Genomic DNA, 14229 nt, shown 5'->3' on the forward strand with positions numbered 1-14229 from the left:
CCTGCCGTCAGGAGAAGTTACCGGATATATGCGGGAACTGGATTTGAATCAAGGCGCATGCAGAACGTCTTATTCCGTAGGAAATACCTTATTTACGCGCGAAGTTATTTGCAGCAGTCCCGGTCAGGTGATGGTCATACGGCTTGAAGCCGGCGGAGCGTCCATTCTAAGCGGCAGTATCCGCTTGAAACGCAAACGCGGAGCAAGCGTGCAGCGGAATGGTCTGCAGGGCCTGACCCTGAGCGGTGCCTGCGATTATGAAGGCGTCGAATTTGCAACAAGCGTTGAGGTCCGGTCAGACGAAGGGGAATGCCTCTCTACCGGCGACTCTGTCATCTTCAGCGGGTGCAAGGCGATTACGCTGCTGGTCAGCGCCAATACGTCGTATCGCCATTCGGACCCGCGCCAAGCAAACGAGGAGCAGCTTGCCGCTGCGGGCGACCATACCTGGGCGGAGTTGAAGGAAATCCATATTCGCGACCACGAGCGGTTATTCCATCGTATGGATATCGATCTCGGTCCGGATCAATACGAGGATTTGCCTACGGAAGCGCGACTTGAACGGATTAAGCAAGGAGAGGACGATCCCTATTTATGTGCTTTATATGTTCAATATGGACGTTATTTGTTAATTGCAAGCTCGCGGAGCGGGACGCTGCCGGCGAATTTGCAGGGGATATGGAACGATAGCTTTACGCCGCCATGGTTCTCAGATTACACGATTAACATTAATGCACAGATGAACTACTGGCACGCTGAGACATGTAATTTGTCCGAGCTGCATGAGCCCTTGTTCGACTTGATGGATGCGCTTGTAGAGCCGGGACGCCAAGTGGCTCGCGAACGGTACGGCTGCGGCGGCATCGTGCTCAGCACGCGGACGAATCCTTGGCTGAATACGTCGCTGAGGGCGACGCCTTCGCTACTGTGGCAAGAAGGAGCGGCATGGCTCGGCAGACATTATTGGGAGCACTTTCTTTTCACCGGGGATAAGGAGCTGCTAGAGAAGCGCGGTTATCCGTTCATGAAGGAAGCGGCCCTGTTCTATTTGGACTATATGGTGGAGCATCCACGTTACGGATGGCTGGTCAGCGGTCCGTCGACATCGCCGGAGAATACTTTCCTGGCTGCGGACGGAACGAAGACCGCAGTGGATATGAGTCCTGCGATGACGGTTCAAATCATTGACGATTTGTTTGAAAACTGTATTCGAGCAAGCGAAGCGTTAGGGAAGGATCTTGAATTCCGGGAGCTTCTCGTTCGGAAGCGCGCGCAATTGCCGCCGATGCAGATCGGACGATTCGGTCAGCTGCAGGAATGGCTTGAAGATCATGAAGAGACGGAGCCGGGACACCGGCATATCTCGCATCTATTCGGCTTATTCCCGGGGCATAGCATTAACGCCAAGACGCCTGAGCTGCGGGCGGCGGCTCGGACGACGCTGGAGAGGAGACTTCGCCATGGGGGCGGCCATACCGGATGGAGCTGCGCGTGGATTATTAACCTATGGGCGCATCTAGGTGACGGAGAGCAGGCTTATCGCTATATCCATACTTTATTGGCCCATTCTACCGAAAAAAATTTATTCGATACGCATCCTCCCTTCCAGATTGACGGCAACTTCGGTGGGGCTGCCGGCATAGTGGAGATGCTCGTGCAAAGCGATGAAGACGAGATCAGGCTGCTGCCTGCGCTGCCAGCCGCTTGGACGGATGGCAGCGTTCGCGGAGTCTGCGCCCGTGGCGGATTCGAGCTCGCAATGGGCTGGTGCGCCGGAACAATAGACAGGGCAACCGTCCATTCCAAGCTTGGCCGACGCTGCCGCATCACGTTAAATTCCGATATCGCGGATCTTCAGGTTCGATGCGGAAACGAGCGGATTCGGACAGGCATCGATCACAATCGGTTGGCCTTTGATACACAGCCGGGCAAACACTATGAAATCATGTTCTCATACTAAACATGTTCCAGAATCGAAATGTGCCCTTAGATTAAACGCTAAGGGTGCTTTTTTTATGACTGCTTACTTGAAACTATTAGAAGGTTCTCAACTATTGCATAAATTTGTTACCTTTAAAACCTAAATATGTTCCTTATCTCGCAGCTGATTTCTTAATACACTTTAGGTACTGAAAACGCTGTCAGAATGAAAATGAGAGAGGAGCAGCTTTAGATGAAACGAATTTTTTTACAATTCAGTATGGGCATGATGTTATTTTTTTCATTTGCACTGGTCGGCCATGCAGCCGAAATCGTGATCGATTATGGGAATCCGGGCTATTCGGAGACGGGGACGTGGCAGGATAGCGGCTTAAAAGGGTACAACAGCACGTCCACAAGGTATTCCAATGTCGGAGAAAGAACGGCTCAATGGACGCCAACTATTACAGAGGCAGGAGAATACGAAGTTTTCATTTATAAGATTACAAACCTTACGGCCGGGGACAAAGACGTTGATATTGAGGTCGTGTATGACGGCGGTTCATCGGTAATGGAACAGGATTGGACAATCGGTACGTCTGGTTGGGTTAGTCTCGGCAAATATCCGTTTGCCGCCGGAACATCGGGATATGTCATAATGAACGGCGAAGCCGGCTATTCGACGGTATACTCCCGCGCCGATGCGGTTAAATTCGTCAGCTATACGCCTCCGCCGCCTGAACAATACGCGGATGTGGGCACATATTATGTCGATGCCGTCAATGGCGACGATGCCAACAGCGGAATGAGCGAAGATTCGGCGTGGAAGACGCTTGATAAAGTAAATACGTATACGTACCGACCCGGCTCCAACATTTTGCTGAAATCCGGCGGTTATTGGATCGGACAGCTAAAGCCGAAGGGATCCGGAGCAGCAGGCAGCCCTATCGTCATCGATTCGTATGGATCCGGCAACAAGCCGATTATTGACGGGAATGGAATCGCCAATGCCGGTGTCGTGCATCTGGTGAATCAGGAATATTGGGAAATTAACAACCTGGAAGTCGTAAATGATGCGCCGTCAGCCGATTCGAGATTCGGGATCTATATCGAGTTGAAGGATTATGGAACAGCAAATCATATTTATGTGAGAAATTGCTATGTTCATAATATTAAAGGAGACAATTCTCATCCGCACAGAGGCGTTGGCATCTTCTACTTCGTATCCAGCGGAACCGACTCCAAATTTAACGATATTCTGATCGAAAACAATACCGTCAAGTCCGTCGACCGCTCGGGCATTATTCTTAGAAGCCCGGACGGCACATTCAGTACGGGATTGGTCATACGAAACAATATGGTCGAAGATATTGGCGGCGACGGAATCGTTGCCAAGACGAGCAAGGCACCGCTCGTCGAATACAATATCGCCAAAGGCACCTCTGCAAGAGCAAATAATGCAAATGCCGCAATCTGGACCTGGTATACGGACGACGCCGTCGTACAATACAACGAATCTTACGACACCGTGCGTCTTCCGAATAATCTGGATGCCAATGGATTTGATAGCGATTTCAACAACCGCCGGAGCCTATTCCAATATAATTACAGCCATAACAATGGCGGCGGATTTATTCTGCTCATCAATCCGGCAGGCTCATATAATGATGGGACGATTGTCAGATACAACATTAGTCAGAACGACGGGGAGAAAGTGATTAATCTCCTGGGATATATTGAGAATAGTGAATTTTATAACAATACGTTCTATTTGGATAGCGCTGCTACCGCCAAAATGATAGAAGTCAGAAACTTCTTCGGCATTCCGAAAACGACAACCTTCAAAAATAATATTTTCTATAACTTAGGGAGCGGCGGATTCGATATGCGTATTGTGGAAGGCTTCGTGTTCGATACCAATATTTTTTATGGAGGCGAACCTCCGGCTGCTACCGCGGATGCGGACATTTCGATCGTTAATTCAATTATAGCCGATCCTAAGTTCGTTAATCCCGGTTCCGGCGGCAGTATGATCGATTTTAACGATCCTGATCGCTTGGCAGGTTATAGGCTGCAATCGAATTCGCCTGCCATTAACGCCGGACTTGTTATCGAAGACAATGGAGGCAAAGATTTCTGGGGCAACCCGTTGTACACCGGTCAACCTGATATCGGCGCACATGAATATGATTCTGCACCTGGCCCGGGGACTGATCCCGGAACGAATCCAGGAACGAATCCAGGAACAGACCCGGGAACTGGACCGGGAACGGGCTCGGGTACTAATCCTGGGACGGATACCGATCATGACTGTGATCCGACGCAATATACGCCGCAAGATAACGAAATACGCGTTGATTCCGCGCAAGACGGGCAGTCAGCTATAACGGTAATCATTGACGAAGAACGGCTGGCTCGGAAATTAAAGAAACTTCAGACAACTGAGAATGACCCGGTTCTTCAACTTACCATTCCGGGAACGCATGCATTAAATGCCATCGAGTTGCCGCTTTCGGTTCTAAACAACCATATGGAAGACAATAAGGCAGTCGTTATCCGTATAAACAGCGATTTGGGTTCCTATGATTTTCCTCTTTCGATTCTGAGCCTTGATAACGTTATCAGCGGTACGAATACGAATACGGATGACGCATCGTTAATTATTCGAATGGATAAGGCAACCTCGGAAGATGGCGAACGATTTGATCAATCGATTGCCGAGCAGGGATTGAATCGGATAGGCGGTTTGGTCGACTTCAAGATAATTCTCCAAACAAAGGATAAAGAAAAGGAGATTCATCACTTCGGCAACATTTTTGTTAAACGCATAATGATAATCGATGATGTCATTGAAGACGTTACGTCCGCAACTGCGGTTGTGTTTGATCCCGTTACAGGACAGTTCCAAGCTGTGCCGTCCGTGTTCACGGAGAAAGACGGCAAGACCGAAGTGGCGATTGTCCGTAACACAAACAGCTTATACGGGGTTGTGCACAGCAAAAAATCGTTCCAGGATATGATCGGGCATTGGGCGGCAAAAGAAGTAGAGGTTCTTGCATCGAAGCTGATCGTCAATGGAACGACCGATCAGAACTACATGCCGAATCAACCATTGACCAGAGCACAGTTTGCGGCACTGTTATTAAGAGGGTTGGGGCTGCCTGCGGATAAAGCGACTAACGCCTTTGTGGACGTGTCGGCGGACAGCTGGTATGCGCTGGAGGTGAATGCCGCCGCCAAGTACGGTTTAGTTCAAGGTGCAGGCGACGGCCGCTTCAATCCGGATCAGTCGATTACAAGAGAACAGATGGTTACGATGCTGATGAGAGCCGTTGCATTCGTTCAAGGGGGAGCGAAGACGAAGGGTTCTTCCGAAGTTCCGTTCGCCGACGGCGATCAAGTTTCGTCCTATGCAAGGCAAGCGGTAGTAGATGCAGTTCGTGCAGAGTTGATTGCCGGCAAGACGACAACGACATTTGCTCCGCAAGAGGGGGCTACGCGCGCTCAGGCCGCAGTCATGATCTATAGAGCATTGCAATATTTGAAATTAATTAACGAATAGATTATTCGTTACGCTGAAGGTAGAGGTTGATCAGTGATCAGCCTCTACATGCTTCTGCAGCTAGGAGTGGTACCTATGACCAAGAGATGGATCCTTCCCGTTATAGTTGTCTTGGGGGCAGTTTCCATATGGGGGATATTGTCATTCAACAAGCCGCCTGAATTAAATAATTCGGAAGACCAGCAAACGGTAGCAACCGTGAATGGCGAGCCGATTTCCGTTGATGAATTCATGCTCCTATTGAACAACAATTACGTGGCCCGAACGTTCAATTATTTTGCGAACACGCATGGAGTTAACGACTTCAAACATTTCTGGACGAGTACGTACGGCGGCGAGAAACCGATCGAATATGCCAAACAATTGACGCTAAAGGAGTTCATCCGTATAAAGTCGGAGCAATCCCTCATGAAGCAGTATGGCGTTGCAAGCGATATTTCGTATAAATCGTTATTGAACGATCGGGAAGCGGAAAACAAACGAAGGCAACAGGCCGTGGACAACAATCAGGTCATATACGGTCCGCAAACCTATAGCGAATATCAATATTTTACTCATGTATTTACGAATAACGTATTGGCGCTTAAAAAATCGCTTGGTCAAACCAAATTTGCCATCGACGACAACATGTTGAAGGATGCGTATGAGAGATTAAAAGAGGAGTATTTTATAGAGTCGTATCAGATTAAGGTCGAGAAAATGAGCATAACCAAAAGTCAGAATGCCGTTGCCGTCATGAGAGGGGTGCAAGAAGAACTTCAAAACGGCGAATCCATGGGGAATCTACAAGATACAAGGACAGACCTTATTGTAGAAACGCAAACATTTGACGGATTAACCGCCAAAACGGATTATGAATTAAATCCGCAACTTCTTGAAGAGGCCCAAAAACTAGAAGTAGGGGAAATAAGCGGGATTATCGACGAAAACAATGCTTTAACCCTTATCAGATGTGTAGAAAACAAAGAAAGAGGCTATCAGCCATTTCAGCTAGTGAAGGAGCAGGTTAAATTCATACTGCTGGACAAGAAATACGAGGAGCTGGTTCAACGTGAGATGGAACACGCGGATGTGAAAATAAATGAAAGTGTCTTTAATCAATTGAGTGTGGAGCAGTAGTATCTTGTCCATTTTGTGCTATTAATCAATAAGTCTATACTAACAGCCAATTATTATCTGGTTTTAAAGATCATTATTAGGGGGGAGTTCAATGCTAACAACTAGCCAATCATTTGAAGCCAAATTTGCATCACTACGAGAGTTTCAATGTCCCGAATGGTTTAAGGATGCCAAATTCGGCATTTGGAGCCATTGGGGTCCGCAGTGCGTGCCGAAGTCCGGAGGATGGTATGCCCGGTCCATGTATATTCAAGGACATCCCGATTATAACTACCATGTAAGAAATTACGGCCACCCTTCGAAGTTTGGATACAAGGATATTTGCGTTATGGAAGCGGAGAAATTTAATCCGAACGAATTAATGGAGTTGTATGTGAAAGCAGGGCCAAATATTTTATGAGCTTGGCCGTGCATCACGATAACTTTTTTAATTATCCCTCCAAGGTCAATCGATTCAATGCGATGAATATTGGCCCTATGAAAGACATTGTCGGCATGTGGAAAGCGGCCGCCGCTGCGCATGGTCTGCTTTCGGGCTGTCAGAGCATTTGGGAGCAGGCTTCTCGTGGTGGAAAATGAACAAATACAGCGACGCTTACGGCCCTTATGCGAACGTGCCTTATGACGGGAACGATCTGGCCTATCGTGATTTTTACTTTGATAACGATGAGCATGCTCAGAATCGGGACTTCAGCGAGCAGAAACCGTGGTATACCCAAAATAAGAAGTTCCAAGCTTATTCAAGGAAGAGAAGACCGCTTGGAACCCATCGGATTACCGCTTTAAGGTAAAGGGAAATACGCTTTATGCTTTTATGCTTAAAGCGCCGGATAGCCGTGTAGCGGTTATGAAATGCTTGACTGTAGCCGATACGGTTAAATCGGTACGATTGTTAGGGGGAGAACCCCTTCCTTTCCATCATGCCTTTGGCGTACTTACAGTGCAATTGCCGCAGGAATTGCCTACAGCCTATACCAATTGTTTAGCGATTGAGCTCGAGTAGTTTCCGGGCAAGCACCTCATTCATGCCGCACGCCTGTGCTGGGCATGGCGAGGTGCTTTTTTTGTTTGTGATCCTGTCCCTATATTTCCCGTGAAGAGCCGTGCAAGCTTCTGCGGAGCGCCGGAATCATTTGTGAAGCAATCGATCAGACGTCCCGGCCGGTCGAACGATGACGCCCTCTTGACGATACAAAGAATGATGGCAGTGAAAGATCAATTGCTTTATTTGAAGTAACTTTAATGCTTTAATTTGGTAAAGGATAGATAAATGGTAGATAAACAGTAATGACGCGGATTCCATGTTTCCCGGAATCCGCGTCATTACTGTTTTTCTAGTATGCTGATGAAGGGAATTGAACCCCCGGCCTACGCATTACGAGTGCGTTGCTCTACCCCTGAGCTACATCAGCGAATATGGAATCGACAAATAATAGAATACGAATTTTCGGAGGCGCTGTCAAGCCTATATTGCATCCTATATTTGCATCCTCTCGAATTGCGCTAATGACTCTATGAATCTACCCAATCGTCTCTACTTCTGCTGCATATCATAGAGTAAGCGTAGTAGAGAGGAGGGTTCCTATGTCCGAAAAAATGAGGGTGAGTTCTTTCAGACATCATGACAGAATCGAGTTCGACGTGGCGGGCGTTCAGGACGCCGGCAGACAGCTTAGTCGTACGTTTAGAAGGCTTCGCAACCGCCGTAATGCAAGAAGGCTGGTAGAGGCTATCCGCCATTGCAATCACCATGAGGTGAACCGTTTGCTAAGTCGCGATTGCAGAGCTGTGTGCTTCTTCAAGAAACCGGGCTTTGATTGCGTTAAGATCGCTTGCGGATTCGGCCGTCGCAACTCCGTTATCGTGAGCTTCGATATCTGCGTAAGAAGCTTGCATGACCGTTGCCACAGAGGCTGTGGCTGCGGAGGGTTCGGCGGTGGTTACGGCAACGGATTCTTCTAATCATGATTCTATCATCTCTATAATGTAAACAAAGAGAGGCTGCCGTCGGCAGCCTCTCTTTGTTCAAATATAGGAAACGATATCATTTCGCAGACTTTCTCTCTATTTCTCGGCTCACTTCTGCATATCGCGAAGTCCCAGCATTGCGTCGATATAATAGCTGTTGTCGCGGGTAACGAATTCTTTGGCCAGAACCTTTCGCACGCAAGACGTCAGTCCGTCTCCGGCTTCCGACAGCTCGGCGCCGTCTGCCTCGACGTACTCCAGCTCGCCCCGGAAGAGCGCAAGCATATCGGCAAGCTCGGCCTCGTAGATGCCGTATACTTCCTCACGCTGCAGTCTGAACTCGCTCAGGGGAAGGTTGGATACCAATCCGAACACGTCGCTCACTTCGCGGTCGATAAACAGTTCTCCTGCCGCAATACCGCTGACGTCCTCACGGACCTGCATTAGCGGGATGAGCTCCTCGAATCGCACTTTTATGCCCAGCTCCTCCTCGAGCTCGCGGGCGGCATCGCGCATCGTCTCGCCGGCGGCCAGATGTCCCGCGGCCGTTGTATCATAGCACCCTGGATTCGTATCCTTCGTCAACTGGCGACGCTGGAAGCGGACAAGAAGGCGCCCGTCCTCTTGGCGGAGCAGCCAGCAGTGGAACGTGCGGTGCCAGTAGCCGTGCTTATGTGCCTCCGAGCGAGCAGCCGTGCCTAAGTGGTTCATGGACTCGTCATAGATATCGAACCGTTCCTCAGGCATTCGCCGGAGTCTCCTCCAGTTGGGAAGTGCAATGCTTGCAGCGCGAAGCTTTGATCGGCACTTTGGACAGGCAGTACGGGCAATCCTTCTCCGTAGGCGCTGCCTCGGCTTTTGGTTCTTCTTTTTCTTTCAGGCGGCGCAGTGCATTTATTCCCTTGACGAGCAAGAAGATGCAGAAGGCCACGATGAGGAAATCCAGCATCACGTTTATGAACTGACCGTAACGGATTAATGGCTCGGTTGCTGGGTCGCCGCTGTAACTCGGGTCGAGAGAGATTTTTAAATCCTTAAAATTGACGCCCCCTAGAATCATGCCGATCGGCGGCATAATAATATCATTCACGAGCGACGTGACGATTTTGCCGAATGCGCCACCGATGATCACGCCGACAGCGAGATCGATGACGTTGCCGCGCATCGCAAATTCTCTAAACTCTTTTACAATTTTCAATAAAATCTCCTCCGTTTAAGTCCTGTTCAAACTATCATTCCATTATAACTAGTAGTGTACACCAAATCTAGCACTGCTAATCGGCGATTTCAAGAGCCTAAGGCAAGAATTGCGGCATAAACCGCCATACTTCGAGCGGAAGAAAAGGATATTTCGGGAAAATGTCGAACTTTCTAGAGATGTATCACAATATGTAACCTGGAGGAGCGCAATGAATCCATTGTCTCAGCTCGGGAGCCCTTCCTTTCTGCTGCTCTCCCTGTTTATTATAAGCTTTGCAACTTATATGATGTTCATAATGCAATGGCGGCGCAAGCCGAGCGGAACGCAAGTTTCTGCTTCCAACTGCATCGCCGCGGCGCTTGTCTTCACTCTCGGACTGTGGACGATGCATGTCGTCCTGCTGCTCGCCTCTGATTTCATGATGGATATCCAGTGGACCCTTGCCATTAACTTTGCCATCACTACGTTTTTGGTGTTTTTGTCGCTTCGCTATTATCATTCCGGGAGACTTCCCGTTCGACTCGCGGAGGTTATTTCAGCGCTTCTTATGGTTGGAGGAGTTGCTTGTCTGCACTATTTCTCCATTCTCAGCCATTCTATTAATCGTCTCGAATTCAATATTCCGTTGGTAGCCGTATCGTTCCTTCTAGGCTTTGCGGGTTGTTATGCAGCGTTCGTGCTTATGCGCCGCCCCGCGCAATGGCGTTATGCAGCCGCGAGTTTCGTTGCCGGCCTTGGCAGCTTAACCATGCATACGGTAGGGATGTTTGCACTCACGGTTGAGTATCGACATGTGATGACGTTGGACAGACTGAATCAATTCCTGATGCTGCTGGCGTTCATTCTGTGTATTCTGGTGCTGCTCATCATTACATTCTCTTACACCACCTGGCTCGGGATGAAAAAGTATACCCAGATCGACGAGCGCTACAAGCTGCTGGTCGAGAATTCAACGGACACGATCGCCATTATCGTCGAAGGCAAGTGGGAATATCTCAATCCTTCCGGCTTGAGGTTGTTCGAAGCGGAGCATGAGGATGAGCTGGTCGGCCATTGCATCTTCAAGCTTCTGCATGGCGGCAAGCATCTCGAGATGCAGACATGGCTGCAGCAAACTCCGGATGGGAGGGAATTTGCCTTGCGTCCAATCGAGCTGCAGTGGCAGACGCTGCGAGGCAACCCCATTTTGACAGAAATGGTGAGGATACGAGCCACTTACGACGGCAAGCAGGTGGAACAGGTCATGATCCGGGATATCTCCGAACGGAAGCGAAACGAGCAGTTGTACGTCAACGCGGAGAAGCTGTCGATAGCGGGGCAGCTGGCCGCAGGGGTCGCTCACGAGATCCGAAATCCGCTTACTTCGCTCAAGGGCTTCATGCAATTGCTCGCTACCGGGCGAATACAGGACCAGCAATACTTGCCCTTGATGAGATCGGAGCTGTCGCGTATCGAAAGCACGGTCACGGAGCTGCTAATGTTATCCAAGCCGCAAGCGTTAGAGCTCAGACGCAACAATCTCAGGGAGCTGCTGAGCGAATGCACTGCTGCTGTCGGCGCGCAGGCGAAGGCACAGCGGGTACGTATCCAACATCGCTTCGATCCGGCTCCAGCCTGGGTCCTCGGCGTAGCCGTACAGCTCAAGCAAGCATTTATTAATGTGATGAAGAATGCGGTGGAAGCTATGCCGGACGGGGGATTGCTGTTGATCGAGCTGAAGCGCGGCAATTCGGACACGCATCTCGTTACCGTAGCGGACAATGGGAGCGGTATGCCCGAAGAACAGCTTGCCAAGCTGGGGCAGCCCTTTTATTCGACGAAGGACAAGGGAACGGGGCTCGGTCTGCTCGTGACCTATAAGATTATCGACAACCATGACGGCAAGATCGCCATAGACAGCGTACTGGGCGGCGGGACGACGCTGAGATTTACATTGCCTGCAATCTCCCAGCCGGACGACAGCGATAGCTAAGGAAACGACATTTAAGCGGAAATATGCGGCTCGATTCCATTTGCCGGACGAATGGGCTATAGGATCGATTTGGATGAAGGGCGCCCGCCCTTCTTTTTTTTGAGCCGAAACTCGCCTTCACCTCACTACCGTGTCCGAATCCACGGAATCCCCCCCCCTTCGAAGAGCTATTTTTCTCAAATAATAAGGACTTCCACAAAAAATAAAGATGAAAAAGCGCAAAAATCGTTTACGGATAAAATTGTAGCGATTTCGCGGCTCCTTTGCCACGTGCTACCGTTAGGGCAGATTCAACACATGGTCAGCACATGAAAGGAGCAATTCCCATGCGGCATTCCGAAAGCTTGCACCCGCAGCCAGCCGAAGCTGCTTTGGCCGCGGCCGTCCCTAAAAGGGGCCTAAAGAGGCATATCATTCGGGACAAATATTTGTACTTGATGCTTGTGCCGGTGGCCGTCTATTTTCTGCTATTCAAGTATGCTCCCCTCTACGGGGAAATCATTGCCTTCAAGAACTACCGCCTGACGGATGGCATCTGGGGAAGCAGTTGGGCAGGGCTGGATCACTTCCGCCAGCTATTTTCCAGCAAAGAGTTTTATGTTGTTATGCGCAATACTCTCCTGCTTAATCTGTACAATTTGGTATTTGCTTTCCCGGTACCAATTGTGCTGGCGATCCTTCTAAACGAGGTTCGCTGGAATGGATACAAGCGGGTTCTGCAAAACCTGCTCTACATCCCCCACTTTATATCCTGGGTGGTGCTGGGCACCATCGTCATTGCCATGTTGTCCCCCTCTACGGGTATTGTCAACACGATTCTTGAGTTGTTTGGCATAGAGCCTATCTATTTTATGGCGAGTCCGTTCTGGTGGCCGATATCCTTCGTAGGCTCCGGGATCTGGAAGGAGGCGGGCTTCGGCACCATCCTCTATATGGCCGCCATGGCGGGCATTGATCCTACTCTGTATGAAGCCGCAAAGATTGACGGAGCCAATAAGCTTCGGCAGATCTGGCATGTAACTTTGCCCGGGATTCGCAGCACTGCAGCGATTATTTTAATTCTCCAGGTGGGGCGAATTATGGACGTAGGCTTCGAACAAGTATTTACGATGAAAAATCCAGCCGTTACCCAGGTTGCCGAAGTCATCAGTACTTTTGTATATACTCGCGGCATTGAGAATCTCCAATACAGTTACACCACGGCTCTTGGTTTGTTCCAGTCGATTGTTGCATTGATCTTGATCGTCAGCGTGAACAAGCTGATTAAGATCATGGGAGAACGAGGGTTATGGTAGACCGAACAGAAAGGGGATGACTGTCTCGTGAAGACTAATTATTTTAACTCGGCGATCCTATTCCGCTGGCTTAACTACATCTTTTTGGCGTTATGCGCCGCTGCAACCGTGTTTCCTTTTCTTAATATTATTGCGGTCTCCTTTAGCGACAGCAGAGCGATCTCGGCAGGGGAGGTATTCTTGTGGCCCATCGAATTTAATTGGGATGCTTACCGCAATCTGATTGACGACGGACAACTGATCGTAGCGATGAAAAACACGGTTCTGATGACTGTCGTAGGCACTCTGCTGAATATGGTATTTACCATTTTGGCTGCGTACCCGTTGTCCAAATCCAGACTTCGGGGCAGAAGCATCATGCTGCAGGCCGTGCTGTTTACCATGTTATTCGGCGGCGGGATGATCCCTCATTTCCTGCTCATCAACAGTTTGGGACTGGTAAATACCTATTGGGCGATCTGGTTGCCCGCTTTGATTAGCGTCTATAACATGTTCGTCATGAAATCCTTCTTCGAGGGAATTCCGGCAGAATTGGAGGAATCGGCTTCCATCGACGGCGCTAACGAATGGGTGCTGCTGCTAAAGATTATTATTCCATTGTCTATGCCGGTGATCGCGGCGCTGACCCTATTTTATGCCGTGGGCTGGTGGAACTCCTATATGAATGTACTGATTTACATTCGAAGCACAGACAAGATGTCTTTGATGGTGAAGCTCTATCAGATGATAGACCTGGTCAGTCCCGAGATGCTTCGTAGCGGGGAGGGGGTCACCGAACAGACCCTGACGCCGGAAGGCATCCGCGCGGCCGCCATCGTGTTTTCGATTATACCTATTCTGTCCGTGTATCCGTTCTTGCAGAAGTACTTTGTAAAGGGCGTTCTGCTCGGCTCCGTCAAAGGTTGATATCGCTGGCTGTCAAACAGCCTTGATATAAGAAACATTAATTTAGGAGGTCTAGACATGAAAATCAGTCAACAAAAAAAGTGGGTTGTTTCAACGGCTGCCTTATGTATGCTAGCGGGAACGGTATTGGCTGGATGTTCGGAGAAAGACGCGAGCAGCCCCTCCGCATCGCCCTCCGCATCGTCCGGGGCTGAACCGTCTGCAACGGCAACGTCGATTGCGGATCCGTATGCCGATCTGCCGAAAGCGGTCAGCATCTCCGCGTTCGACCGGGGAGCCGTATCCA

At 49.5% G+C, this 14229-nt stretch carries 11 protein-coding genes, 1 tRNA gene and 2 pseudogenes; 11 read left to right on the forward strand and 3 right to left on the reverse strand.

Annotation, left to right across the window (positions count from 1 at the left end; all coding sequences use genetic code 11):
• From PAT3040_RS19195 to PAT3040_RS38785, 6 genes and pseudogenes are all read left to right on the forward strand, one after another.
• Positions 1 to 1960 (forward strand): glycosyl hydrolase family 95 catalytic domain-containing protein (locus PAT3040_RS19195; RefSeq protein ID WP_219930301.1); only part of this gene is annotated, 1960 nt, incomplete at its 5' end.
• A 213-nt stretch (positions 1961 to 2173) separates the two neighbouring features.
• Positions 2174 to 5482 (forward strand): S-layer homology domain-containing protein, encoded by a 3309-nt coding sequence (locus tag PAT3040_RS19200; protein WP_108993992.1) that lies wholly within the window; start codon positions 2174 to 2176, stop codon positions 5480 to 5482.
• Between the two features lie 75 nt (positions 5483 to 5557).
• The gene (locus PAT3040_RS19205; RefSeq protein WP_181376722.1) at positions 5558 to 6601 is read left to right on the forward strand and encodes a peptidylprolyl isomerase; all 1044 of its coding nucleotides are present in this window, start codon (positions 5558 to 5560) and stop codon (positions 6599 to 6601) included.
• A 91-nt stretch (positions 6602 to 6692) separates the two neighbouring features.
• Positions 6693 to 7180, forward strand: a pseudogene (locus PAT3040_RS40050) (alpha-L-fucosidase).
• On the forward strand, positions 7177 to 7392 hold the full coding sequence (locus PAT3040_RS38780) for a hypothetical protein (RefSeq protein WP_258235058.1): 216 nt from the start codon (positions 7177 to 7179) through the stop codon (positions 7390 to 7392). The pseudogene PAT3040_RS40050 and the gene PAT3040_RS38780 overlap by 4 nt, the downstream one beginning before the upstream one ends.
• Before the next feature lie 23 nt (positions 7393 to 7415).
• Complete coding sequence (locus tag PAT3040_RS38785; protein WP_181376723.1) at positions 7416 to 7604, forward strand: hypothetical protein; 189 nt, start codon at positions 7416 to 7418, stop codon at positions 7602 to 7604.
• 337 nt (positions 7605 to 7941) lie between these two features.
• Here the strand turns inward: PAT3040_RS38785 and PAT3040_RS19215 are convergent.
• A tRNA-Thr gene (locus PAT3040_RS19215) sits at positions 7942 to 8013 on the reverse strand.
• 172 nt (positions 8014 to 8185) lie between these two features.
• Between PAT3040_RS19215 and PAT3040_RS19220 the strand changes: the two genes are divergently transcribed.
• Positions 8186 to 8563: a hypothetical protein gene (locus PAT3040_RS19220; RefSeq protein WP_108993994.1), complete on the forward strand. Its 378-nt coding sequence runs from the start codon at positions 8186 to 8188 to the stop codon at positions 8561 to 8563.
• Between the two features lie 114 nt (positions 8564 to 8677).
• On the opposite strand, the gene PAT3040_RS19225 is transcribed toward PAT3040_RS19220, so the two are convergent.
• Together PAT3040_RS19225 and mscL are read right to left on the reverse strand one after the other, a co-directional pair.
• A complete protein-coding gene (locus PAT3040_RS19225) occupies positions 8678 to 9316 on the reverse strand; it encodes an NUDIX hydrolase (protein ID WP_108993995.1) in 639 nt (212 codons plus the stop codon).
• Positions 9309 to 9734: a large-conductance mechanosensitive channel protein MscL gene (gene mscL, locus PAT3040_RS19230; RefSeq protein WP_373863956.1), complete on the reverse strand. Its 426-nt coding sequence runs from the start codon at positions 9732 to 9734 to the stop codon at positions 9309 to 9311. Before mscL ends, PAT3040_RS19225 begins: the two co-directional genes overlap by 8 nt.
• Before the next feature lie 244 nt (positions 9735 to 9978).
• Here mscL and PAT3040_RS19235 point away from each other — a divergent pair, with 244 nt between their 5' ends.
• The 4 genes and pseudogenes from PAT3040_RS19235 to PAT3040_RS19250 all read left to right on the forward strand — a co-directional run.
• Positions 9979 to 11742: an ATP-binding protein gene (locus tag PAT3040_RS19235; protein WP_108993997.1), complete on the forward strand. Its 1764-nt coding sequence runs from the start codon at positions 9979 to 9981 to the stop codon at positions 11740 to 11742.
• Between the two features lie 326 nt (positions 11743 to 12068).
• Complete coding sequence (locus PAT3040_RS19240) at positions 12069 to 13037, forward strand: ABC transporter permease (protein WP_087571254.1); 969 nt, start codon at positions 12069 to 12071, stop codon at positions 13035 to 13037.
• Between the two features lie 27 nt (positions 13038 to 13064).
• Positions 13065 to 13943 carry a carbohydrate ABC transporter permease gene (locus tag PAT3040_RS19245; RefSeq protein WP_108993998.1) on the forward strand — a complete coding sequence of 293 codons (879 nt, stop codon included), beginning with the start codon at positions 13065 to 13067 and terminating at the stop codon, positions 13941 to 13943.
• Positions 13944 to 14000: 57 nt separating this feature from the next.
• Positions 14001 to 14229 (forward strand): annotated as a pseudogene (locus PAT3040_RS19250) (hypothetical protein); the annotation flags it as partial.

It is taken from the genome of Paenibacillus agaridevorans (assembly GCF_003112455.1).
In the GTDB taxonomy this organism is placed as follows: Bacteria; Bacillota; Bacilli; order Paenibacillales; family Paenibacillaceae; genus Pristimantibacillus; species Pristimantibacillus agaridevorans.